The sequence below is a fragment of the Niveispirillum sp. GW835-FHT14G11 genome (assembly GCF_058793615.1).
The window spans coordinates 269,833-291,997 of the sequence record NZ_JBXAFZ010000009.1 but is presented as its reverse complement, the minus strand read 5'-3'; the positions used below and the strand labels follow the sequence as shown (position 1 = coordinate 291,997).

24 protein-coding genes are annotated in these 22,165 nt (G+C 65.7%); 7 read left to right on the top strand and 17 right to left on the bottom strand.

The annotated features are described in order from the left end of the window. Window positions 1-106: 106 nt before the first annotated feature. Window positions 107-1,303 carry a peptidoglycan-binding protein gene (locus tag AC1Q7F_RS18360; RefSeq protein WP_492509467.1) on the top strand — a complete coding sequence of 399 codons (1,197 nt, stop codon included), beginning with the start codon at window positions 107-109 and terminating at the stop codon, window positions 1,301-1,303. 116 nt (window positions 1,304-1,419) lie between these two features. On the opposite strand, the gene AC1Q7F_RS18355 is transcribed toward AC1Q7F_RS18360, so the two are convergent. Beyond that, window positions 1,420-2,058, bottom strand: a complete 639-nt coding sequence (locus AC1Q7F_RS18355) for a glutathione S-transferase family protein (protein WP_492509465.1) — start codon at window positions 2,056-2,058, stop codon at window positions 1,420-1,422. 101 nt (window positions 2,059-2,159) lie between these two features. Between AC1Q7F_RS18355 and mtgA the strand changes: the two genes are divergently transcribed. Next, window positions 2,160-2,858: a monofunctional biosynthetic peptidoglycan transglycosylase gene (gene mtgA, locus AC1Q7F_RS18350; RefSeq protein WP_492509463.1), complete on the top strand. Its 699-nt coding sequence runs from the start codon at window positions 2,160-2,162 to the stop codon at window positions 2,856-2,858. Between the two features lie 4 nt (window positions 2,859-2,862). Here the strand turns inward: mtgA and AC1Q7F_RS18345 are convergent, their stop codons facing one another. Beyond that, window positions 2,863-3,243, bottom strand: coding sequence for a hypothetical protein (locus AC1Q7F_RS18345; RefSeq protein WP_492509461.1), 381 nt, complete (start codon window positions 3,241-3,243; stop codon window positions 2,863-2,865). 181 nt (window positions 3,244-3,424) lie between these two features. On the opposite strand from AC1Q7F_RS18345, the gene meaB reads away from it, so the two are divergent. After that, window positions 3,425-4,417, top strand: a complete 993-nt coding sequence (gene meaB / locus AC1Q7F_RS18340; RefSeq protein WP_492509459.1) for a methylmalonyl Co-A mutase-associated GTPase MeaB — start codon at window positions 3,425-3,427, stop codon at window positions 4,415-4,417. Here meaB and AC1Q7F_RS18335 read toward each other — a convergent pair. The 14 genes from AC1Q7F_RS18335 to dapE all read right to left on the bottom strand — a co-directional run bounded on the left by AC1Q7F_RS18335 (window position 4,359) and on the right by dapE (window position 17,706). Then, on the bottom strand, window positions 4,359-4,943 hold the full coding sequence (locus tag AC1Q7F_RS18335; RefSeq protein WP_492509457.1) for a YceI family protein: 585 nt from the start codon (window positions 4,941-4,943) through the stop codon (window positions 4,359-4,361). The genes meaB and AC1Q7F_RS18335 overlap by 59 nt on opposite strands. 79 nt (window positions 4,944-5,022) lie before the next feature. Then, window positions 5,023-6,708 (bottom strand): methyl-accepting chemotaxis protein, encoded by a 1,686-nt coding sequence (locus AC1Q7F_RS18330; RefSeq protein WP_492509455.1) that lies wholly within the window; start codon window positions 6,706-6,708, stop codon window positions 5,023-5,025. 494 nt (window positions 6,709-7,202) lie between these two features. After that, window positions 7,203-9,596 carry a phenylalanine--tRNA ligase subunit beta gene (gene pheT, locus AC1Q7F_RS18325; protein WP_492509452.1) on the bottom strand — a complete coding sequence of 798 codons (2,394 nt, stop codon included), beginning with the start codon at window positions 9,594-9,596 and terminating at the stop codon, window positions 7,203-7,205. 176 nt (window positions 9,597-9,772) lie between these two features. Next, window positions 9,773-10,120, bottom strand: a complete 348-nt coding sequence (locus tag AC1Q7F_RS18320; protein WP_492509550.1) for a cupin-like domain-containing protein — start codon at window positions 10,118-10,120, stop codon at window positions 9,773-9,775. A 41-nt stretch (window positions 10,121-10,161) separates the two neighbouring features. Next, on the bottom strand, window positions 10,162-10,539 hold the full coding sequence (locus AC1Q7F_RS18315) for a spore germination protein GerW family protein (protein ID WP_492509450.1): 378 nt from the start codon (window positions 10,537-10,539) through the stop codon (window positions 10,162-10,164). Between the two features lie 159 nt (window positions 10,540-10,698). Continuing rightward, entirely contained in the window at window positions 10,699-11,775 is a 1,077-nt protein-coding gene (gene pheS, locus AC1Q7F_RS18310; protein ID WP_492509448.1) for a phenylalanine--tRNA ligase subunit alpha, read from the bottom strand. 12 nt (window positions 11,776-11,787) lie between these two features. Then, on the bottom strand, window positions 11,788-12,234 hold the full coding sequence (locus AC1Q7F_RS18305; RefSeq protein WP_492509446.1) for a type II toxin-antitoxin system VapC family toxin: 447 nt from the start codon (window positions 12,232-12,234) through the stop codon (window positions 11,788-11,790). Then, entirely contained in the window at window positions 12,231-12,470 is a 240-nt protein-coding gene (locus tag AC1Q7F_RS18300; RefSeq protein ID WP_492509445.1) for a hypothetical protein, read from the bottom strand. Before AC1Q7F_RS18300 ends, AC1Q7F_RS18305 begins: the two co-directional genes overlap by 4 nt. A 130-nt stretch (window positions 12,471-12,600) precedes the next feature. Beyond that, window positions 12,601-12,963, bottom strand: a complete 363-nt coding sequence (rplT, locus tag AC1Q7F_RS18295; protein WP_492509443.1) for a 50S ribosomal protein L20 — start codon at window positions 12,961-12,963, stop codon at window positions 12,601-12,603. 12 nt (window positions 12,964-12,975) lie between these two features. Then, window positions 12,976-13,176 (bottom strand): 50S ribosomal protein L35, encoded by a 201-nt coding sequence (gene rpmI / locus AC1Q7F_RS18290; protein WP_029012316.1) that lies wholly within the window; start codon window positions 13,174-13,176, stop codon window positions 12,976-12,978. A gap of 153 nt (window positions 13,177-13,329) precedes the next feature. Further along, the gene (locus tag AC1Q7F_RS18285; protein ID WP_492509441.1) at window positions 13,330-14,622 is read right to left on the bottom strand and encodes an adenylosuccinate synthase; all 1,293 of its coding nucleotides are present in this window, start codon (window positions 14,620-14,622) and stop codon (window positions 13,330-13,332) included. A gap of 83 nt (window positions 14,623-14,705) precedes the next feature. Next, complete coding sequence (locus tag AC1Q7F_RS18280; protein WP_492509439.1) at window positions 14,706-15,869, bottom strand: ATP phosphoribosyltransferase regulatory subunit; 1,164 nt, start codon at window positions 15,867-15,869, stop codon at window positions 14,706-14,708. Between the two features lie 140 nt (window positions 15,870-16,009). Continuing rightward, window positions 16,010-16,555 (bottom strand): hypothetical protein, encoded by a 546-nt coding sequence (locus AC1Q7F_RS18275; protein WP_492509437.1) that lies wholly within the window; start codon window positions 16,553-16,555, stop codon window positions 16,010-16,012. After that, window positions 16,552-17,706 carry a succinyl-diaminopimelate desuccinylase gene (dapE, locus tag AC1Q7F_RS18270; RefSeq protein ID WP_492509548.1) on the bottom strand — a complete coding sequence of 385 codons (1,155 nt, stop codon included), beginning with the start codon at window positions 17,704-17,706 and terminating at the stop codon, window positions 16,552-16,554. Before dapE ends, AC1Q7F_RS18275 begins: the two co-directional genes overlap by 4 nt. Before the next feature lie 373 nt (window positions 17,707-18,079). On the opposite strand from dapE, the gene AC1Q7F_RS18265 reads away from it, so the two are divergent. Continuing rightward, window positions 18,080-18,550: an Hsp20 family protein gene (locus AC1Q7F_RS18265; protein WP_492509435.1), complete on the top strand. Its 471-nt coding sequence runs from the start codon at window positions 18,080-18,082 to the stop codon at window positions 18,548-18,550. A gap of 271 nt (window positions 18,551-18,821) precedes the next feature. Beyond that, a complete protein-coding gene (locus AC1Q7F_RS18260) occupies window positions 18,822-19,040 on the top strand; it encodes a DUF1150 family protein (RefSeq protein WP_492509433.1) in 219 nt (72 codons plus the stop codon). Between the two features lie 309 nt (window positions 19,041-19,349). Here AC1Q7F_RS18260 and AC1Q7F_RS18255 read toward each other — a convergent pair whose 3' ends face one another. Continuing rightward, window positions 19,350-20,144 (bottom strand): phasin family protein, encoded by a 795-nt coding sequence (locus AC1Q7F_RS18255; protein ID WP_492509431.1) that lies wholly within the window; start codon window positions 20,142-20,144, stop codon window positions 19,350-19,352. Window positions 20,145-20,476: 332 nt separating this feature from the next. Here AC1Q7F_RS18255 and AC1Q7F_RS18250 point away from each other — a divergent pair, with 332 nt between their 5' ends. Together AC1Q7F_RS18250 and AC1Q7F_RS18245 are read left to right on the top strand one after the other, a co-directional pair. Further along, entirely contained in the window at window positions 20,477-21,202 is a 726-nt protein-coding gene (locus tag AC1Q7F_RS18250; protein WP_492509430.1) for a proteasome-type protease, read from the top strand. A 229-nt stretch (window positions 21,203-21,431) separates the two neighbouring features. Further along, entirely contained in the window at window positions 21,432-21,890 is a 459-nt protein-coding gene (locus tag AC1Q7F_RS18245; RefSeq protein ID WP_492509428.1) for a GNAT family N-acetyltransferase, read from the top strand. Window positions 21,891-22,165: the final 275 nt, after the last annotated feature.

The window sequence follows — 22,165 nt, the reverse complement described above, 5'->3', positions numbered from 1 at the left end:
CTTGTGTGCCTTGGGACTGGCGAACACAAGCGATCATGTTAGTGTGCAGCGCACCCCCCCATCCCTTCCCGTCGGAAAGACCGGCCCGGTGCCGGAAATGTCGAGAATGCCGAAGAAAGCCGCGTCCAGGACCCTCTGCCGATTCGCCCTTGCCCTGCTGCTGCCCTTGGCCGGCATGACGGCCTCCGTGGGCGCGCAGGGGACCGAGCCGAAGAAGCCTGCGGTGCAGAAGCCGGTGAAGCCCACGGTGAAGAAGCCTGTTGCGACCAAGCCTGCCACACCGGCCAAGCCCCGGCGCAAGACAACGGCCGCCGCAAGTGCAGCGGCCGCCGCTGGCGGTGCCGTCGCCTTGGCCGCGGGCACGCAGGTGGCACCGGCCTTGCCCGCCAATGCCTCGCCGGAGCTGAAGGCGATGGAGGAGAAGGCCAAAGCCGGCGACGTCGAATCGCAGATGGGGCTGGCTGACAGCCTGACCTCGACCACGCCGACCAGCCAACAGGACATGCGCCGGGCGCTCTACTGGTACGGTCGGGCGGCGGCACAGGGCGATGCCGACGCCTGCTGGACCCTGGCGGAACTGTTCCGTGGCGATCTGGGGCTGCCCGACGACATGGCCGAGGCCGCCAGCTGGTATCGCAAGGGTGCCGAACGGGGCCATGCCGAGGCCGCCTTCGATCTGGGCCTGCTCTATACTGAGGGCTATGGCGTGGAACGCGACACGGGCGAGGCGGCGCGCTGGTTCCAGCAGGCGGCCGACGCCGGGGTGGCGCGCGCGCTCTATATGCTGGGGACGCTGTATGAGCAGGGCGTGGATGGCGCGCCCGATCTGGATGCTGCCCGCGCCTGGTATCGGCAGGCGTCGGACGCGGGCGACACCGGCGCCGGCCAGGCCCTGCGCCGGCTGGAGAGCGGCGGGCGCAACGTGGAAGTGGCCAGCGGACCGCCGGCCGGCATGCTGGGCGGCCCGCCGGGCAGCGCCACCATCCGCCGGTCCACCGCATCCGGCATCCTGCCCCGCGACGACGCGGACGGGGAAGAGGAGGATGACGCCGCCCCCGCCCGGCCCGAGCGCCCGGCCATCGTCAGTGCCGGTGCCGCCGGCAACCGGCCCATACCCGTGGATCAGGCCGGCGTGCGCGAGATTCAGACCAGACTGGTCAAGCTGGGCTTCCACAAGGGCAAGGCCGACGGGTTCCTGGGCAAGCGCACGGTGGCGGCCATCCGCGCCTATCAGAAATCCGTGGGCCTGCCCATCGACGGCAAGCCAAGCCAAGCCCTGCTGCGCCGGATGCGGCAGGGGTAGAGTGGTTTGCGGGTGCCGCAAACCACTCCGGCGGCGACCGCCGCCGCGCCGCACGTGCGGCGTGAGCCAAGTCGCCGGATGGCGACGCCCGGCGCTTGAGGGAACAACGTAAAGACTCAATACCAGGGCTGCGCCAGTCCTTCCTGTTCGAAGGCGCGGGCGACGGCGGGCAGTGCCGCCGTGCGGGCGGCATGGGCGCCCAGATTGGGCAGGGTGCGCGGCGGCCGGCCGGCGAAGTTGCGGCCCCAGCGCACCATCATCAGCAGCATGAAATCCACCACGCCCGGATTGTCGCCCGACAGCCATTCCCGCCCGGCCAGCGCCGTCTCGATCACGTCGAACAGATCGTTCAGCCGCGCCTCCGCCGCCTGTTTGGCGCTGTCGGCATGGGCGGGATCGGCCACCTGCCGTTCGGGGTAGTAATAGGCGAGGTACGTCGCCTGCACGGAATTGGTCAGGTGGATCAGCCATTGATAGGCCAGCCCGCGTTCCAGCGTACCCACGGTCGGCAGCAATCCCGCGTCCGGATGCCGGTCGGCCAGATGCAGCAGGATGGCCGCCGTCTCGAAGATCGGCTGGTCGTCCTCCACCAGGGTCGGCACCCGGCCCGTGGGGTTCAGGCGCAGATAGTCCGGTGTCTGATGTTCCCCGGCGCGCGGGTCGATGCGGATCATCTGGTACGGGGCGCCGATGGCTTCCAGTGCCATGTGCGGCGCCAGGTTGGCCATGCCGGGATTGCCATAAAGGATGTACATCGCCGGATCGTTCCTTCATTGAATAGGCGGATGGCATCTTTCTACGGTGCTTTGGCGCCCGCGTCTGCGCCAAGATGCGGACGGTTTCGGACGGGAGCGGCATGGCGAACGGCGGACGGTGGAACGCGCGGCGGATTTTGCTGGTCATGGCCCTGGCCGTGGCCGGGCTGTTCGGCTTCTCCTTTCTCTGGGTGCTGGCCTATAGGGTGCTGCCGGTGCCAGCCACGCCGCTGATGGCGATCCGTGCCCTGGACGGGGCCGGCTGGCGCCATGAATGGCGGCCCATGGAAAAGATCAGCCCGCATCTGGCCCGCGCCGTCATCGCGGCGGAGGACAGCCGCTTCTGCGACCATATGGGCGTGGATCTGGAGGCGGTGGAAAAGGCCCTGCAACGCAACCAGACCAATGCCCGCGTCCGCGGCGGCAGCACCATCAGCCAGCAGGTGGCCAAGAACGCCTTCCTCTGGCCCGACCGGTCCTGGCTGCGCAAGGGGGTGGAACTCTGGTTCACCATGCTGGTGGAAACAATCTGGTCCAAGCGCCGCATCCTGGAGGTCTATCTCAACATCGTCGAATGGGCCCCCGGCGCCTATGGGGCGGAGGCGGCTTCACGGGTCTGGTTCAACAAGAGCGCGGCCGACCTGTCGGCGCGCGAGGGGGCGCTGCTGGCCGCCATCCTGCCCAGCCCGCTGAAATGGAAGGCCAACCCGCCCGGCCGCTATGTCGCCAGCCGCGCCGGCGTGCTGGGGCAGCGTATGGAGATCGTGCGCCGCAACGCGCTGGACGAATGTGTGAAGTGACGGTTCACGCCGCCTCGAACCTTGCGGCCAGCCACTGGCCCAGCCGGTCGCGCTCCGCCCTGGACAGGTCATAGAAGGCCACGCCCAACCCGCCATGGCGGCGCCAAGCCACCACCGCGTCCCCCGCGATGTCGATCCCGCCCACCGACAGGACGAAGCTGAACCGGTCCTGCGGGTTCAGAAGGCCGCGATAGCCCACGACGCACATACCCGCCTCATTCACCTCCGTCACCGCCAGGGCCTGCTCATTGACCAGGGCCGACACGCCGTCCAGGGGCGGATAGGTCTGCGGCCGGCGGCGGAACAGCTTCGCCAGCCAGCGGCGCAGCGGCGTAACCGCCATGGGGCGGGCCGGGCTGGTGCTGGTCTGGGCGGTCGCGGTCATGGCGTCGGCCTGTCGGGACGAATCGGAAACGATCCCAGAATCGCACGGATTCCAGGCACTTGCAAAGCGCTGCCGATGGTCACACACCAAAGAAGTAGGGCTCTGCCCCCACCCCTGGCGATTTGACTAGGCCGTGTCCCTGTCCCACATTACCGGTCCCGACGCCGTCCGGAGAGTATCCATGCCCGACGCCCTGCCCATCGCCGATCTGGCCGACCGCGTGCGCGGCGGCGACCGGCGTGCGCTGGCCCAGGCCATCACCCTGGTGGAAAGCACGCGCCCCGACCATCGCGAACGGGCCGAAGCCCTGCTGGCCACCCTGCTGCCGCATACGGGCCAAGGCGTGCGCGTGGGCATTTCCGGCGTGCCCGGCGTGGGCAAATCCACCTTCATCGAGGCGTTCGGCCTGCATGTCATCGGCCAGGGGCACCGGGTGGCGGTGCTGGCCATCGACCCGACCAGCCAGCGCACGGGTGGGTCCATCCTGGGTGACAAGACGCGCATGGAGATGCTGACCCGCGATACCCGCGCCTTCATCCGCCCATCGCCCGCCGGTGCCACCCTGGGCGGGGTGGCGCGGCGCACGCGTGAGGCCATGCTGCTGGTCGAAGCCGCCGGCTTTGATGTGGTGATCGTGGAAACGGTGGGGGTGGGCCAATCGGAAACGGCGGTGTCCGACATGGTGGATCTGTTCCTGCTGCTGCTGCCGCCGGCCGGTGGGGACGAGCTGCAAGGCATCAAGAAGGGCATTGTCGAGCTGGCCGACATGATCGTCGTCAACAAGGCCGATGGCGATCTGGCCAATGCCGCCCGCCATGCCGAAGCGGAGTACCGCCACGCGCTATCCCTGCTGCGCCCGGCCAATGCCGGCTGGCGCGTGCCGGTCCTGTCCTGTTCGGCCTTGCATAATCGCGGCATCGACACGGTGTGGAACCGGATCGGGGATTATCGCCGCGTCCTGGCGGCCGACGGGTCCATCGCGCGGCGCCGGGCGGATCAGGCTCAGGCCTGGATGTGGAACGAAATCCGTGAAAGCCTGATCGCTGCCTTCCAGGCCGATCCCGCCGTGCGGGCCGAACTGGCCGGGCTGGAACAGGCGGCGGCCAGCAGCAGCGTCACACCGGGGGCGGCGGCACGCCGCCTGCTGGCGCTGTTCCGTCGGGCAGCCCCCTGATCTCGATCCTGATATCCACCTTGTCGGCGATGAACAGCCCGGCCAGGCCCGGCCGCATGCCGAACTCGCTGCGCTTGACGCTGGTGGTGGCCGTGGCGGCATGGTCGCCCATCGCCACCATCAGCACCACGGGCCGGGTGACGCCGCGCAGGGTCAGGTCACCCTCCACCCTTCCGGCATGCGGGCCGGTGCGCACGGCACGGCGGCTGATGAAATGCATGGTCGGATAGCGGTCGATCCAGAAGAAATCCTCCCCCGCCAGATCGCGATCACGGCCGGGGCTGCCGGTATCGACGCTGCCGGTCCCGATAGTCACGTCGATGGCGCCCAGCTCCTCGGCTTCCGGATCGAAGCTGTAGCTGCCGGCGACATCGGTGAAACGTCCCGTGGCCTTGGCGACCAGCAGATAGCGGATGGAGAAAGCCACGCCGACATTGTCCTGCGTCACCGGATGGGACGCCGGCATGGCCCGTACAGGCTGCCAGATCAGCAGCAAAGCCAGGAGAAGGACGGCCAGACGGGACATGGATCACCCGCAGAGGAGGCGACCCGGCCGGACCGAGTCAAGGTCGCACCCTCGCAGGGGATTGCGGCGGGATTATGGACTAGCCCGCCCGCACCTTGGCCACGAACTGCGCCACCTGGCGGTTCAGCGCGTCGCTTTCACCGACAAGGTCGTTGGCGGCAGTGAGCACGTCGCCGGCCATGCTGCCCGTCTCGGCGGCGGCGCGCGTCACCTCGCCGATGGTGGCGCTGACATTCTGGGTACCGGTGGCGGCCTGGGCCACGGAATTGGCGATCTCCCGCGTCGCCGCCCCCTGTTCCTCCACCGCCGCCGCGATGGTGGCGACGATGCCGCTGATCTTGTCGATGGTCCCGCCGACGCCGCGGATGGCATTGGCGGCATTGCCGGCCGCCGATTGCATGGCGGAGATCTGGTTGCCGATCTCCTCCGTCGCCTTGGCCGTCTGGGTGGCCAGCAGCTTCACTTCACTGGCCACCACGGCAAAGCCCTTGCCGGCCTCCCCCGCCCGTGCCGCCTCGATGGTGGCGTTCAGCGCCAGCAGGTTGGTCTGGCTGGCAATGTCGCCAATCAGGCGCACGATCTCGCCGATGCGCTGCGCGGCCTCCACCAGCCCGGCCACGGTATGGTTGGATCGCTCGGCCTCCGCCACGGCGTCGGTGGCAATGGTCGCACTTTCGGCCACGCGGCGGGAAATCTCATTGATCGAGGCCGTCAGCTCCTCCGCGGCCGCGGCCACGGTGTTCACATTCTCCGCCGCCTGCTCGGCGGCGCTGGCCACGGCTTCGGACTGGCGGTTGGTCTCATCCGCCACGCTGTTCAGGCCCTGGGCCGTGCCGCGCATGCGGTCGGCGGCCCCGCCCACGGCGCTGACCACGGCGTTCATGCTGCTTTCGAAATCGTCGGCCAGGCGCACCATGGTCTGGCGCTTCTGCGCCTCCACCCGGTCCTCCATCGCCGCCTGTTCGTCGCGCATCCGCTCCGCCTCGCGCATGCCCTTCTGGAACACGGCCAATGCGCGGGCCGTGGATCCGATCTCATCCTTGCGGTCACCGCCCGATACCTTGACCGACAGGTCGCCATCGGCCAGCGTGGTCATGGTGCGCACGATACGGCGCAGGGGACGGGAGATGCCGACCATGCCCATGGCGATACCCAGGACCAGCACCACCACCGTGCCCGACAGGCCGACGATCAGCGTCACGGCCAGCGCGCGGTCGAACCGGTCCTGGGCGGCCTGCTTGCCGGCATCCAGTTTGGCCTGCACATCGCCCGTGGTGACCTCCAGCCCATCCAGCGCATCGGTCAGCTTGATGTCGAAACGGTCGACCAGCACGGCGGCGGCCTGTGTGCCCTTGCCATCCAGCGCCAGCAGTCGGGCCTGCTCCACGATTTCCAGCATGCGGTGGACATCGTCGCGGATCTTGTCGATATCGGCCTTGCGCTCCGGCAGAATCTTCTCCACCCGCTCCAGATGGCCGGCCAGATCGTCACGCTTCAGCGCAATCTCATCCTTCATGCTGTCCAGAATGAAGCTGTCGGTCTCCGCCACCATCGTATAGCCCAGGCGACCCAGGTCCGTTGCCGTCTCCCGCGCATTCAGGATGGCCTTGGACCGTTCCGACCGGTCCAGCATGCCGCGATACTCATCGCCCACCGCCTCCATCTGCGACAGGGCATAGAGCGAGGTCCCGATGGTCAGTATCCCCATCAGCAGCAATGGCAGAACCAGCTTCCACACGATGGGAAGATTCTTAAGCACGCGCATGTTCCCTCCCACTGATTTTTTTGGTCACCCACCCTGAACCGGCTTGGGGTGCCTTCTTGTTTTTCTTGCACTCTAACGGTCTTTCGACAGTCAAGCCAAGGGGCCACCTGTGGGACATGGCGCTTTTCCTATGTTTTCCAATGGATGTGACAAGTCCGTGACGGTCTTCTCGCTACCCTGTCCTTGCCTTTGTGTGGCATGTATTTGAATATCTTTTTAGATATCCTGATTAATTATTAGGCGAACTGAAATCATGCGATTTGATTCGCATGGTGGAATCAGCGCGTGGTCAAGAATTTTCCTGTTCCCACCAAATGCAGTCATGAAAAGTTCAGATAAGGATCGTGATTTTCACCCACCTCACGTGAACGTCACGTAAGCATGTCGTCTGCGTAAGCCCGACCGTTTGACATGCGATCATGACATAATAGGCATGAAAAAAGGGGCGCCACCATGGGTGACGCCCCTTGTCCCGACCAAAGTTGGGGGATGGATCAGCTACGCAGTGAAGCACCCGTCGCCTTGGCCACCGCAGCCACGACCTTGGCGGCCACCGCCTCGATCTCCACGTCGGTCAGGGTCTTGTCCACGGGCTGCAGCGTGACGGACAGGGCGACGGACTTGAAGCCCGGCTCCACGCCCTTGCCTTCATAGATGTCGAATAGGGCGACATCGCTGATCAGCGCCTTGTCTGCACCCTTGGCAGCCTTCACCAGCTTGTCGCTGTCGGTGCCGTTGGCCACCAGGAAGGCGAAATCGCGATCCACCGGCTGGAACGGCGACAGGACCAGCAGCGGCTTGGCCGTGCCAGCCTTCTTCTTGGGCGCCGGGACGGCATCCAGGAACAGTTCGAACGCCACCACGGGGCCGGACACGTCCAGCGCCTCCAGCAGGGTCGGATGCAGTTCGCCGAAGCGGCCCAGAACCGTGGGGCCCAGACGGAACACGCCGGAACGGCCGGGATGGTACCAACCGGGCGCATCGCGCGTGACCTGAAGATTGGCCACGGGCGCGCCGGCCGTCTCCAGGATGGCCAGCGCATCGCCCTTGGCGTCGAACGTATCGACAGGGCGCTCACCCTTGGTCCAGTTGCGGGGCACCGCGGCCCCGGCGCGCACGCCGGCCACCACCAGGTCCTGGCCCTTCTCCGACCCGTCACGGAAGGCGGGGCCGACCTCGAACAGGCCGATATCCTTAAAACCCTTGGCGGCATTGCGGCCGGCGGCGGGAACCAGGGTGCCCAACAGGCTGGGCCGCATCACGGCCAGATCGGCGCTGATCGGGTTCAGCAGGCGCAGCTCGTCCTTGTCGCCATCGAACAGGGCGGCGACCTTGGGGTCCACGAAGGACCAGGTGACCGCCTCCAGCAGGCCGCGACCGGCGGCAGCGCGGCGGGCATTGGACCGGCGGCGCTGCTCGGCGGACAGGGCCGGGGCGGGCGTGCCCACCGCGCGCGGCAGCGGCGTGGCCGGGATCTTGTCGAAGCCGTTGACGCGCAGCACCTCCTCCACCAGATCGGCCTCACCCTCCACATCGCGGCGCCAGGACGGCACATCGGCCGCCAGCACACCGTCATCACGGCGGGTCACGTCGAAGCCCAGGACGGACAGGACGCGCACCTGCTCATCCACGGCCACATCCACGCCGCCCAGATGGGCGACGCGGGCCGGGCGCAGGGTCAGACTGCGCTGCCAGGCGGGCTCCGCCCCCGACAGGCTGATGCCACCGGCGGACCCGCCGCACAGTTCCAGGATCAGGGATGTCGCCAGTTCCACCTTCTCGGTGATGTTGGCCGGGTCCACCCCGCGTTCGAACCGGTAGCGCGCGTCGCTGTCCAGTTGCAGGGCGCGGCCGGCCTCGGCGATGCGCACCGGCTCGAACGTCGCCACTTCCAGCACCACATCCGTGGTGTCCGCCGTCACACCCGTCGTCTCCCCGCCCATGACACCGGCCATGGAGATCATGTGCGTATCGTCATAGATGCCGATCAGGCCGGCCGGCATGGCATATTCCTTGCCGTTGAGCGCCCGCAGCGTGTCGCCCTCGGCCGTCGGCTTCAGCGTGATGCCGCCGGTCAGCTTGGCCGCGTCAAACACGTGCAGCGGGCGGCACAGGTCCAGGCTGAAATAGTTGGTGATATCGACCAGGGCGCTGATCGGACGCAGGCCCACGGCCAGCAACCGGTCGGCCAGCCATTTCGGGCTGGGGCCATTCTTGACGCCGCGGATCAGGCGGAAGGCGATCTGCGGGCAGCCGGGATGATCCAGGGTGACCGTCAGCGGATTGTCGAAGGCGGCAGCCACGGGCGTGGCGGCCAGCGGCTTCAGCGTACCCAGGCCGGCCGCCGCCAGATCGCGGGCCACGCCGCGCACACCGGCACAATCCACACGGTCGGGCGTCAACGCAATCTCGATCACCGGGTCAGACAGGCCACGCCAGTCGGCAAAGTTCCCGCCCAGCGGCGCGTCGTCCGGCAACTCGATGATGCCATTATGCTCGTCCGACAGCAGCAGCTCACGCTCCGAACACATCATGCCCCGGCTTTCCACGCCACGGATGGTGCCGATGGTCAGGGTGTCACCGGAAACCGGGATCACCGTGCCGGGCGATGCGAACACCACCTTGATGCCGGCCCGCGCATTGGGCGCGCCGCAGACCACCTGCACCGGCTCTCCCGCACCGGTATCGACCATGCACAGGCGCAGCTTGTCGGCGTTCGGGTGCTTTTCGGCCGAGACGACATGGGCGATGCGGAAGGCGGCCAGGGCCGCACCCCGATCCTCGACCCCTTCGACCTCCAGCCCCAGGGCCGTCAGCGTGTCGGTGATCTGATCCAGCGTGGCATCGGTGTCGAGATGCGTCTTCAGCCAGGAAAGCGTGAACTTCATGGGAATGGTCCTGATGCAAACATCCCTGCCCGCCGGATGGCCGGCGGGCAGCGGGGGGCGATACGGCCCAAGGGGTGTAACACGGGCCACGGGCCGCAGGTAAGACCGTCCTGTCGCCGGAGCAGCCGCAAGGAGCGACAACCCTGATCCGCCATTGCCGCAGAGATGCGGCGCAATCAGCCGCCCAGACAGCGCAGCAGCCATCCCCGGATATATTGCGCCGGGCGGGGCGTCAGGGGACCGGTGACCAACCGGTGCTCGGGTGCCATATGGGCCATCGGATCGCCATTGCGACGGAGCACGGAATGGTCGAAGACACCCCGCCACGCACCCTGTCGTTCCGGCGGCAATTCCCCAATCGCCATGACGGCATGGACCAGGGCCTGGAACGGGTTGCCGGCCCAGGGCTTGGCGTCGGTCCACCAGCAATTCACCAGCACATTGAAGGGGCCGGTGGAAACGACATTGTGCCACCACATGGTAGGGATATAGATCGCATCGCCGGGTTCCAGATCGACCGTGATGACGGCGTCCAGTGCTACATTGCCACCTTGGCAAGGTCCACTCAGCGCACCGGACGGCGGCTCCCCATCTCCTTGGCCATGTCGGTCAGCTTTTCCAGGGCAGCAGCGGTGGTTTCCTTGGGCAACTGCTCGATCCGGGTACCGTCGGGCGAGATGATGATCAGAGCGACCGGAATCACCCCGCCACCCCCACCGCCGCCCACCGGCTCTCCGGATAGCGACCCTCCGCCCGTGCCGACGCCAAAGGTGGTGATGGTGACGGGTATGATGGTGGTATCGCCCACTGTAATGGGCGTACCCAGCACACCTTTGCCCAGCAACTGCTCGAATGCCGTCATTGTGGCAGTCATCAGTAGCTGTGCGGGATCGGTGATAAAGGGGGCGAACAGCGGATTGGCGGACAGGAACGCTGGAAGCATAGCCCATTTCCCCTTAAGAGTTGAGAAATGATGATGCTATGCATCCAGTCGACTTCGCAAGTGCGAAGAAACAGAAGGAGGCATCAACGGGCAGGTCGCAGACAAACCCGCAGCGCGGCAAGGGCTTGCCTTTCCCTGTGCCGCAGGTCGCCAATATCCTTACCGCGACAGGCCCTGGGCCAAGTTGGGCTGGTCCAGGGCCGAGAAGCCGTAATGGCGCAGCCAGCGCAGGTCGGCATCGAAGAAGGAGCGCAGGTCAGGGATGCCGTATTTCAGCATCGCCACGCGCTCGATCCCCATGCCGAAGGCGAAGCCCTGGTACTTGGTGCTGTCGATGCCGCAATTTTCCAGCACCTTGGGGTGGACCATGCCCGAGCCCATGATTTCCAGCCAGTCGCCATGGTTGCCAAGCTTCAGCTCACCGCCCTTGCGCGAGCAGCCGATATCCACCTCTGCCGACGGTTCGGTGAAGGGGAAGAAGCTGGGGCGGAAGCGGATGGGCAGGTCATCGATCTGGAAAAAGGCGCGGCAGAATTCCAGGATGCAGCCCTTGAGATGGCCCATATGGATATCCTCGCCAATCACCAGACCCTCGATCTGATGGAAGACGGGCGTGTGCGTCTGGTCATAGTCGGAGCGATAGGTGCGGCCCGGCGCGATGATGCGGATCGGCGGCTTGTCCTTCAGCATGGTGCGGATCTGCACCGGGCTGGTATGGGTGCGCAGCACCCGCGCCGCCCCCTCTGCCGACGGCGGCAGATAGAAGGTGTCATGCATCTGGCGGGCCGGATGCTCCGGCGGGATGTTCAGGGCCGTGAAATTGTTGAAGTCGGTCTCGATATCCGGACCCTCGGCGACGGTGAAGCCCATGGCGGCAAAGATCGCCACCATTTCGTCCACCGTCTGGCTGATCGGGTGGATGCGGCCCTGGGTTTCGGGGCGGGCCGGCAACGTGACGTCGATGCGCTCGGCCGCCAGGCGGCGCTCCAACTCGATGGTCTTCAGTTCCGCCCGGCGTTCCTCAATTGCGGTCTCCACGGCGGTTTTCACGGCATTCAGCGCCGCGCCACGGGCCTTGCGCTCGTCGGGTGTCAGGCTGCGCATGTCGCCCATCAGGGCCGTGATGGCGCCCTTCTTGCCCAGCACGGCAACCCGCACCTCTTCCAGGGCGGCGCTGTCGGATGCTGACGCGATGGTGGCCAGGGTGTCGGCCTGCAGATTATCGAGCGTGTCCATGATGGGTCCGGATCAGGAAAGGGAGGGGGCGGAAGCGCCCGGTTGGAATTCGGTGAGCAGGGTGACGAGGGTGGCCCAGGGGCGACCTGACTCTCTGACCCTGTTGACCAGCCGCCTGTCAGCGGTAATCAGGGGAATGTCGTGGTCGATGGCCAATGCCACATAGAACATGTCGTAAGGCGAATGGTTCAATTCGCACGCCAGTGATAACGCTGCTGTGATCAGTTTGCCGCTGTGAGCAAGGCTGATGTCTGTCGCTTTCAGCACCAGAAGTGCTTCTTGGGCGATGAACGGTGTGATCTCGTTCTGGCGGACTTTCTTCCACAGGATGCTGGCCACCTCAGCCAGCAGCAGTTCTGGTGCTGTCAGGGGGAGGGCGAGCAGTGGCAAGGCGGCAGCGGAATCATCCTCTGTAACCAGCCACTTTACGGCAACACTGGCATCTATAACGATGGTCACCGTTCGTCTCTCGATTGACGCAGCAGTACCTCTGACGGTGTCTGGCGCGTACCCGAGGTCATGGCCCGCAGGGCATCCATCCGGGCAATCAGTTCCGGTGATTGTCCGATGCTGCCCACCTGCGCCGTCAGAACAGCCGCCACCTCTTCCTCGACCGTGCGGCCCGACCGCAAGGCACGGTCTTCCAGTCCCTTGATCAAGGCTTCATCGTCGATGCGGATGGTTAGCGAACCCATGGCGTCCTCCGGTCCCGGTGGGGTCCCGATGATAGCACAGATGGCGGGCGCACAAGCAAAAGGGGGAGCGGGCCCGCCGGGCCTGCTCCCCCTTTCAACGTGCAACCGTTCTGATATCCGTTACCGGAAATCAGGCGGCCTTGAGAGCAGCCTCAGCCTGTGCGCACAGGCTCTTAAAGCTCTCCGGCTCGCGGGCGGCGATGTCGGACAGGACCTTGCGGTCCAGTTCGATGCCGGCGCGCTTCAGGCCGTGGATCAAGGTGCTGTACTTCAGCCCGTGCAGACGCGCACCGGCGTTGATACGCTGAATCCACAGACCGCGGAAATCGCGCTTCTTGTTACGACGGTCGCGATAGGCGTAACGAAGCGCCTTCTCGACCTTCTCGATCGCAACGCGATAGCAGGTGGAACCGCGACCACGATAGCCCTTGGCGAGCTTCAGGATCTTCTTGTGACGGGCGTGAGTGGTGACGCCCCGCTTAACGCGTGCCATAGGTCAGTCCTCTCACTTAACCCGCAGGAAATTCTCGGCGATCTTCTCGCCATCGGCCTTGAACATAACGAACGTACCACGCGCGTTACGCTTCATCTTCAGGGGGCGCTTGCTCATGCCGTGGCGCTTGCCGGCGGCCTGGGCCTTCACCTTGCCCGAAGCGGTGAACTTAAACCGCTTCTTGGCGCCCGAATGGTTCTTCAACTTGGGCATTTTCGGTCCTTCTTCACATGTGGACGGTGGGCATGCCCCGGGCTTCTCGCCCGGCCGCGCCGTCCGATGGAGCCGGTGCTTATAGAGGAGGTCGCTCTACTTGGCAAGAAGCCTAGGTAAGCGGAGTCCACATGGGCACCCGGCGAATCCTCCTCAATCCTCGAACGGGTCCTTCATCAGGATCGTGTCATCGCGCTCCGGGCTGGTGGACAGGAGCGTTACCGGTGCCTCGATCAGCTCTTCGATCCGGCGCACATACTTGATGGCGGCGGCGGGAAGCTGGGCCCAGGAGCGGGCACCCTGGGTGCTCTCGCTCCAGCCTTCGAACACTTCGTAGATCGGCTCCACCTGGGCCTGGGCGGTCTGGCCGGCGGGCAGATGCTGGATCACCTCGCCATTCAGCTTGTAACCCGTGCAGACCTTCAACTCGTCGAAGCCGTCCAGCACGTCCAGCTTGGTCAGCGCGATGCCGGTGATGCCGCCGGTCTTGATGGCCTGACGCACCATGACAGCATCGAACCAGCCGCAGCGGCGCTTGCGCCCCGTGACGGTGCCGAATTCATGTCCGCGCTGGCCGATCTTGTCGCCGATCTCGTCATGCAGTTCGGTGGGGAAGGGGCCGGAACCGACGCGCGTCGTATAGGCCTTTGTAATGCCCAGTACATGGCCGACCGCCCCCGGACCCATGCCCGACCCGGCGGCGGCATTGCCGGCCACCGTGTTGGAGGAGGTGACGAACGGGTAGGTGCCGTGATCCACGTCCAGCATGGCGCCCTGCGCACCTTCGAACAGGATGCGCTTGCCCTGGCGGCGGGCCTCGTCCAGGCGTTTCCAGACAACCGCGCTGTAGGGCAGCAGCTTGGGCGCCACCTCGCGCAGCTGGGCCAGAACCTCGTCCTTGTTCAGCTCTTCTGCACCCAGCCCGCGCAACAGGGCATTGTGATGGAACAGCAGCTGTTCGACCTTATGCTCCAGCACCGCCTCATCCGCCAGATCGCAGACGCGGATGGCGCGACGGGCCACCTTGTCCTCATAGGCCGGGCCGATGCCACGGCCGGTCGTGCCGATCTTGTTCACGCCGCGCGCTTCCTCGCGCGCCTTATCGACGGCAGAGTGCAGCGGCAGGATCAGGGCGCAATTCTCGGCCACCAGCAGGGTTTCGGGGGTGATCGTCACGCCCTTTTCCTGGATGGCGGCAATTTCCTTCAGCAGGGCCCAGGGGTCGACCACGACGCCATTGCCGATCACCGACAGCTTGCCGGGGCGGACCACGCCGCTGGGCAGCAGCGACAGCTTATAGACCACGCCGTTGATCACCAGCGTATGGCCGGCATTGTGACCGCCCTGGAAGCGGACCACCACATCGGCCCGGCTGGACAGCCAGTCGACGATCTTGCCCTTGCCCTCGTCGCCCCACTGGGACCCGACGACCGCCACATTGGCCATGATATTCCTCGCTTCGTTCGGACGTTAGGGGGCCTCGGGCCCTATCGGACCCGCCCCGCTTGATCAGGTTTCAAACCGGTGGGTCAGACGGGCTGCGGCCCGTCCGCCGTCAATAGGTGTGAACAGGACAGCCGCTTGGCCTCTGCCGCCAGATCCGCGACCGGTTCCATGGAGGCAGCCGTGTGCCAGCCCTGGGCGCGCAACGCCTGCGCCTCGGCATAGTCGGTACCCAGCGGCAGCAGCACCCGCCGCGTCGGCGACGGCCCCGGCAGGGCACGCAGCACCGTATCGGTATAAAGCGTGAAGCCGGTCGCGGGTTCCCCCACCGGATCGGCCCCGCCGGTGCGATAGCGGCCGCCGCGCCCCAGCTCGCCGCGCACACCACGGGCGAAGATGGTGAAGCTGACGCCCGTCTGATACTCGAAACCGCGCATTTCCACGGGATCGATGGTGACCGACAGGGTTGGGTCGGCCTTTTCGATCAGGCGAACGACCGCCGTCAGCTCGTCCCGCGCGGCCTGCGCCACGTCGGGCAGATCGATGGCGGCCAGCCGCTGCACAGCCGCCGGCGCCGGGCCGCTGGCATTCAGGATGGCCAGGAACAGGGGCGCCTGCGCGCCCGCAGCCTCGGCCAATGCTGCGGCATCGCGGTGATCCAGCGCGGCGCGTAGGCGGGCATAATCATCGTCGGACAGGGCCAGCGCACGGGCCACGGCCGGCACCAGGGTCGGCACGGTCAGGTCGATGGAGATACCGCGTGCGCCAACCGACGCCAGGGCGGATGCGGCCAGCAGGATGATCTCGGCATCCGCCTCGGCCCGGTCGGGGCCGATCAGTTCCACACCCACCTGCCCGAACTGGCGTTCCTGGCGCAGGCTGCTGCCCTTCACGCGCAGCACCTGGCCGGCATAGGACAGGCGCAGCGGGCGCGGCGCCTTACGCAGGCGGGTGGTGGCGATGCGGGCAACCTGCGGGGTCATGTCGGAACGCACGCCCATCATCCGCTGCGACACCGGGTCCATGATGCGGAAGGTCTGGTTGGCCAGCGTCGCGGCGGAGCCGGACAGGAGCCCCTCCTCGAACTCCACCAGCGGCGGTTTCACCCGCTCATAGCCATGACGATGGAATTCCTTCAGCAGCCGGCCTGTGACCTGCGCCTCATGCTCCGCATCCGGCGGCAGCAGGTCACGCAGTCCGGTGGGCAGCAGCGCCTTGGCCGCCAGGGCCTTGGTGGGCGTATCGGTCATGAGGGGGGCTTACCGATGGTGAGTGCCGTCAAGCGAAGGGAGGAACCCCAACACCGGTAACCGGTCTTAGCCCAGGGGGACCTTTCACGCAAATGCAAAGACCCCGCTTATCGGGGCGGGCTGCCTTGCGCGGGCGGCGATCACCCCTTGGCAGCCAATGCCAATTGCAGGGGCAGCCCATCGGTGGCAAGCACGGTCAGGATCTCCAGCCCCAGCAGGCCCGCCGCCACCGCACCGGGGCAGGTCAAGGCCGCGCGGATGGCGAACCAGCTGTAATAGAGGCTCCAGAGCAGCAGCCCCAGGCCGATACCCGTGGCCACCGCATCGGGCGATTGCAACGCCACCGCCAATGCCACCAGCCCGGCGGCACTGCTGACCACGCTGCACCAGACATAGGTGGACAAGAATAGCGGGAACCGGTCGCCCCGGCCGGTGGCTTGCAGGATCTGCGACACGGCCAGCAGATAGCCCGTCATCTGTATCGCCGACACGGTGGCCGACAACAGCAGGTAGCCTGCCATCTCCACCCCATCAGGCAGCAGCAGCAGGTCGGACACGGCATTGGCCAGCAGCAGCGGCACCAGCAGGACCAGGTTTCGCCATGCCGCCATCGGCGACGGATCGATCAGGCCGATGCCGCGCGCATCCAGGGCCGCCAGACGGATGGCGCCGAACAGCCCGCTCACGAGGCTGCCTTGCCGAAATAATCGGCCAGAACCCGGTCATAAATGGCAGCCAGCATGTGGATGTCGTTGACATCCACATGTTCATCTACCTTGTGCATGGTCTGACCGACCAGCCCGAACTCCACCACGGGGCAGAAATCCTTGATGAAGCGGGCGTCCGACGTGCCGCCCGAGGTTGACAGTTCCGGCTGCCGCCCCGTCACCGCATTCACCGCACCGGCAACCGTGGCGACCAGGGCGCCCGGCGGTGTCAGGAATGCCTCACCCGACACGGCCATCTTCAGGTCCCAGGCGCCCCCCACCTCCTCCAGCACATCACGGATATGGGCCTCCAGGCTTTTCGGCGTGTGCAGGTCGTTGAAGCGGATATTGAACCGGGCCATGCCCTTGGCGGGGATGACATTGCTGGCCGGATTGCCGACATCGATGGTGGTGATGGCCAGCGTGCTGGGCTGAAAATGCGCCGTGCCCTCGTCCAGCGGGCTGTCGGCCAGCATGGACAGCGCCCTGGTCAGGCGCGGCAGCGGATTGTCGGCCAGGTGCGGATAGGCGACATGGCCCTGCGCGCCATAGGCGGTCAGGGTGGCGGTGACCGACCCGCGCCGGCCGATCTTCATCATGTCGCCCAGGACATGCGGATTGGTGGGCTCACCCACCAGACAGGCGTCGATCACCTCTCCACTGGCCTTCATCCAGTCCAGCACCTTGCGCGTGCCATTGACGCTCGGCCCCTCCTCATCCCCGGTGATCAGCAGGGAGATGGAGCCATCGGGCACATCGTTCCGGTCCAGGAATGATTTTATGGCAGCGATGAAGGCGGCGATGGCCCCCTTCATATCGGACGTGCCGCGACCGTAAAGCTTGCCATTGATGATTTCGGCACCGAAAGGATCGACGGTCCAAGCGGCGCCATCGCCCACCGGCACCACATCCGTATGGCCGGCGAAGCAGAAATTCGGCGCCGTCGTGCCCAGTCTTGCATAGAGATTATCGACCGGGTCGGTCCCCGCCTGCTCGAACACCAGGCGGTGGCAGGTGAAGCCCATGCCCTCCAGTACCGTTTGCAGTACCCCCAGCGCACCGGCATCGGCCGGGGTGACGCTGGGGCAACGGATCAGGTCCTGGGTCAGGGTGACGGGATCGATGGTCATGGAACGCTCTGTCCGGGGGGCGACACCTCCCCTTACTACCAGATGCATGCCGCAATCGTCCCGGCGAATGGCGGGACCCAGGGTCATGGCGCGGGCAACCCGGCGGCAGCCATGACCGGAAAAGCCTTGGCCTGCATCTGCCTGTTTTTCGGGCAAACACGACGGGGTGCCGAAAACAGGCCCCGACTCCGGCCGTGCCCACAGACTTATCCACAGATTCTGGGGATGGCATCAGACACGATTGGCGCTTGCCTTGATCGCCGTCCCGCAATACCCATTTAAGGGCAAATCGGTGATCGGCGGCGCCTCCTGTCAGGGCTGTCGATACCAACGGGGATGCCCCCGGGCCAGCTCGATGATGAGGGGACCAGACGTGACCACCCGCCTGTCGCTGTTCAACAGCCCGTTCCTGCTGGGCTTCGACCAGTTCGAACGCACGCTCGACCGGATCGCCAAGAACGCGAACGAGGGCTATCCACCCTACAATATCGAACAGACGGGGCCTGACGGGCTGCGCATCACGCTGGCCGTCGCCGGCTTCACGTCGGAAGACCTCGCGGTCCAGATGGAGGACAACCAGCTGGTCATCCGCGGCAAGCAGGCCGACGACAAGAATCGCATCTACCTGCATCGCGGCATCGCCGCCCGCCAGTTCCAGCGCAGCTTCGTGCTGGCAGAGGGGATCGAGGTGGTGGGCTGCAACCTGGATAATGGGTTGCTGCATGTCGATCTGCGCCGGCCGATCCCGGAACCCAAGGTCCGCACCATCAAGATCGGCATCGGCGAGAATGGCAGCGGCGACGCCCCCCGCACCATCGACGTGTCCCCCGACCGTCGCGGCTAAGTTTATTTGATCTTCCCTCAGGTGCCGGGCGGACGCATCCACGCCCTGGGCATACGTCACCATATGGCTCCCAGGCTGGCGACCGCCAGCCCGCCGCACGTGCGGCGTTAGCCAAGCCGCCGGATGGCGGCGCCCGGCACCTGAGGGAACAATGCACAATGTCACAAGCCGTAAACCATATTTCAACGGTTGGTGGCCTTAATGGGGGCAGGCCAACCCTATTCGCCCCTGCCGGACGCGGGCCGGGGCAAAATTTGGAGTAACGGGGGACATGAATCCGACCATCCAGTATCTGCGCCGGTTGAGCCCCAAGGATTTCGCCGCTTTCGGCGTCAATGACCTGGCCTATGTGAAGCCCACGGAGACGGAGGGCAAACCCGGCTTCGCCATCCACGCCGCCGACGGCACCATCCTGACCGTCGTGGAGCGCCAGGATGTGGCCTTCGCCACTGTCCGCCAGCACGATATGGAACCGCTGAGCCTGCAATAATATCGACGGCGATACCAGGTATCCGTCACAGGCCGCCAAGAAGCGGCGGCACATGGCCTGTCCATCAGGCATTGCTCATGTCGGGCCGCCGGACACCTGTCACATCGGGATGGACGACACCAGCATACGGGTGGGTCTCCCGCGGGCCCTGAATATGGCAACCCGAGACGCCGTCATGGCGCACAGCCGGACATGACAAAGCATATCACTCCGCAAGCGAAGTGATATGCTCAACCAACACAAAGCTGCACCCAAGCACCCTGGACCACCGGATGGGATCACCACCCGGCGGTCCAGAGCGCATTGAGATCAGGCGGCCTTCAGCTTCGACAGCTTCTCAACGGTCGCGTTCACGCGGGCCGTGATCGGCTCAACGGCCTCGTTGGCGACCTTGATGCCGGCCTCGGATACCTTGGTGGCTTCGGCCACCAGGGCGTCGAAGGAGGTCTTGGCAAATTCGGTCTGCAGGTCGACCAGTTCCTTCACCGACTTCACGGCGAACAGGGCCTTGGTGGCCGTGACCGACTGCTCATACTGGGCCTGGGTGAAGGCGACGATTTCCTTCGACAGGGCCTCAAAGCCCTTGGTCAGGATCGAGGAGGACGCCACGATGGCCTCCACATTATCCTTCTGGAAGCCGACGACATCTTCGAACGTGGCGAAAACCTGCTTGCTCATCTTTTCCACCTTTTGCTTGGTCTGGGCGATTGCTTGGACAACCGGCTCTGCCGGGACGGGAATGCTGGCCGCCACGGGAACCGGGACGGGTACGGGCGGGAATGCGGCGCCGGGCCGGATCACGGGCTCCTCCACCGGCTCCGCCGAGACGGGCTCGGGCTCGACAGGTGCCGGGACGGCCTCGGGCGGCGGCGGGGCGGCCTTCACCTCCTCCACCGCGTGGGCCTGAACAGCCGGCACCGCCTTTGCCACCGGGGGCGAAACTTTCTTGGCGACCGGCGGTTTCACGGGCGCCAGTTCGGCCTTCACAGGCGCCGGCGCCTCGGCCGCGACGGGTTTATCGGCCGTGGGGACGCTGACGGGCTTCGCAACAGCCTTCTTCGGCGTCGCGGCGGCCACGGGTCCTTTCGGCGTGCGGGTTGCCATATGCCATCTCCTTCGCGCTCGGTCGTTGCCGGTCCGCTAGGCGCAGCCCCGGCACCGGTTGCCGCTTTTCAAACCAGGGAACCGGCCATTCATGAGGCGGAACCTAGGTGTGCTGCAATGCAGCATGGATGTAGATATATCGGTGCGATGGACGGGAGTCAATACGCTTTTGTGCAGTGCAACACGAATATCATCCGTTCGTTGGTCGGGGGTCCGGGCCGGTCCGCATGCGGACCGGGCTCGGGCGGCATGCCCCTTTCGGGCTTTCGCCCCAAGGTGGTGGCGTGACAGGATGCCGGCCCACCCAAGCGGCCCCCAGACCCAGGACCATCATGACCTATTGTCTCGGCATCAAGATCAAGGACGGGCTGATCGCGCTGGCCGACGGCCGCATCACCGCCGGTACCCAGGTGACGGCCGCCCGCAAGGTGACCCTGATCAAGAACGGCAAGGACCAGTTCTTCGTCATGACCTCGGGCCTGCGCTCGGTGCGCGACAAGACGCTGGCCTATCTGCGCCGGGAAATGGCGGAAAAGAAGGCCAAGCCGTTTCCCACCATGCTGGACGCGGCCAACGCGTTTGCCCAGTGCCTGCGCACCGTAGCGAAAGAGGACAAGGAGGCGCTGGAGGCGTCGAACCTGAAGTTCAACCTGCATGCCATCATCGGCGGCCAGCTGTCCAAGGATGAGGAACCGACGATGTTCCTGATCTATCCGGAGGGCAACTGGATCGAGGTGGATGAGCGCACACCCTATCTGTCCATCGGGGCCACCACCTATGGCAAGCCCATCCTGGACCGGGCGCTGAAGCATGACACCACCATGCCGATGGCGCTGAAGCTGGCCTATCTGTCCTTTGACAGCACCCGCTATTCTTCGGCCGATGTCGGCTATCCGATCGACGTGATGACCTATCATCCGTCCGACCGGAAATGGCGGGAAGACCAGTTCGACTATGACCACCTGGTCGAACAAAGGCATTGGTGGAACAAGCACATCACCGATCTGGCCAACCGGCTGCCCAACGGGCCGTGGATGGATACGCTGCTGCCCAAATGACACTGGTTGCCGATTCGCAAGAACCCGCCATGGTCATATCGCGGACCGTGGCGGGGGAAGCGTTGCCATGGGCTGACCCGCCCCCAGGATTGCATACGCCGATGTGCCTTCCCCGCTCCTGGCCATGACAAGCCTGCAGGCGCACCCCCAAAACGGGTAAAGCCATTGGACATGAACACGCCTCGGGACGTAACCTTGCAGCTGGCATGGTTAACGGGAGTTCCCCGCAGTGGCGGATTTCAGCATCGTCCCCCCCGCCCCCGAGGATGAAGCGGACTGGCGCCGCAATTGGGCCGCGTACCTGACGCGCTATACCGTCAATGTCGAATCACTGACCACCGACATCATCTGGGCCCGGATGCTGGACCCCACCTCCTCCATGCGCGGCTTCATCGCCCGTGATAAGGATGGGACGGGCATCGGCTTCTGCCATCTGATCCTGCATGACAATACCTGGTCGCTGCATCCGTTCTGCTATCTGGAGGACATGTTCGTTGCGGCCGAACATCGCCGCCGCGGCGTGGGCCGCGCCATGCTGGACCGGATCATCGGCACGGCACGGGCCAACAATTGGGCCCGTGTCTATTGGACCAGCTGGAACAACAACGCCCCGGCCCGAGCACTCTATGACAGCGTCACCGGCGGCGCCGACCAGCTGGTGCATTATACGGTGAAACTGCTGGCCTGATTGCCATTCCCGATGATCGCAAACGATCACCGGGCCTCAGATGCTGCCGCCCCCTCATATCCAGGCACGACTGCCTGAATTTCGACAGCGCTGTCGTTCCCCTTTGGTTCCGGCGGTAACCATGTTAGGGTCGCTGCCGCCATACGGGCCGGGGGGGCCGGGGACGGCGGGTGGGCACGTTTCACGAAGGCGGGAGATTATTTCGCGTATTCGGGCGTGAAAACCAAGGCTCCAATGCAGATATCCAAGCCGCCCCGACCTCTCCCACCCCCTTC

Bases quoted from the DNA above. Each gene is read 5' to 3' on its own strand.
- meaB (WP_492509459.1), top strand. From the start codon at position 3,425: ATGCCCGACGCCCTGCCCATCGCCGATCTGGCCGACCGCGTGCGCGGC.
- pheS (WP_492509448.1), bottom strand. From the start codon at position 11,775: ATGGACACGCTCGATAATCTGCAGGCCGACACCCTGGCCACCATCGCG.
- rplT (WP_492509443.1), bottom strand. From the start codon at position 12,963: ATGGCACGCGTTAAGCGGGGCGTCACCACTCACGCCCGTCACAAGAAG.
- AC1Q7F_RS18315 (WP_492509450.1), bottom strand. From the start codon at position 10,539: ATGCTTCCAGCGTTCCTGTCCGCCAATCCGCTGTTCGCCCCCTTTATC.
- AC1Q7F_RS18255 (WP_492509431.1), bottom strand. From the start codon at position 20,144: ATGGCAACCCGCACGCCGAAAGGACCCGTGGCCGCCGCGACGCCGAAG.
- AC1Q7F_RS18285 (WP_492509441.1), bottom strand. From the start codon at position 14,622: ATGGCCAATGTGGCGGTCGTCGGGTCCCAGTGGGGCGACGAGGGCAAG.
- AC1Q7F_RS18355 (WP_492509465.1), bottom strand. From the start codon at position 2,058: ATGTACATCCTTTATGGCAATCCCGGCATGGCCAACCTGGCGCCGCAC.
- AC1Q7F_RS18260 (WP_492509433.1), top strand. From the start codon at position 18,822: ATGAATCCGACCATCCAGTATCTGCGCCGGTTGAGCCCCAAGGATTTC.
- mtgA (WP_492509463.1), top strand. From the start codon at position 2,160: ATGGCGAACGGCGGACGGTGGAACGCGCGGCGGATTTTGCTGGTCATG.
- AC1Q7F_RS18250 (WP_492509430.1), top strand. From the start codon at position 20,477: ATGACCTATTGTCTCGGCATCAAGATCAAGGACGGGCTGATCGCGCTG.
- AC1Q7F_RS18280 (WP_492509439.1), bottom strand. From the start codon at position 15,869: ATGACCGATACGCCCACCAAGGCCCTGGCGGCCAAGGCGCTGCTGCCC.
- AC1Q7F_RS18360 (WP_492509467.1), top strand. From the start codon at position 107: ATGCCGAAGAAAGCCGCGTCCAGGACCCTCTGCCGATTCGCCCTTGCC.
- AC1Q7F_RS18330 (WP_492509455.1), bottom strand. From the start codon at position 6,708: ATGCGCGTGCTTAAGAATCTTCCCATCGTGTGGAAGCTGGTTCTGCCA.
- AC1Q7F_RS18300 (WP_492509445.1), bottom strand. From the start codon at position 12,470: ATGGGTTCGCTAACCATCCGCATCGACGATGAAGCCTTGATCAAGGGA.
- AC1Q7F_RS18345 (WP_492509461.1), bottom strand. From the start codon at position 3,243: ATGACCGCGACCGCCCAGACCAGCACCAGCCCGGCCCGCCCCATGGCG.
- pheT (WP_492509452.1), bottom strand. From the start codon at position 9,596: ATGAAGTTCACGCTTTCCTGGCTGAAGACGCATCTCGACACCGATGCC.
- rpmI (WP_029012316.1), bottom strand. From the start codon at position 13,176: ATGCCCAAGTTGAAGAACCATTCGGGCGCCAAGAAGCGGTTTAAGTTC.
- AC1Q7F_RS18335 (WP_492509457.1), bottom strand. From the start codon at position 4,943: ATGTCCCGTCTGGCCGTCCTTCTCCTGGCTTTGCTGCTGATCTGGCAG.
- dapE (WP_492509548.1), bottom strand. From the start codon at position 17,706: ATGACCATCGATCCCGTCACCCTGACCCAGGACCTGATCCGTTGCCCC.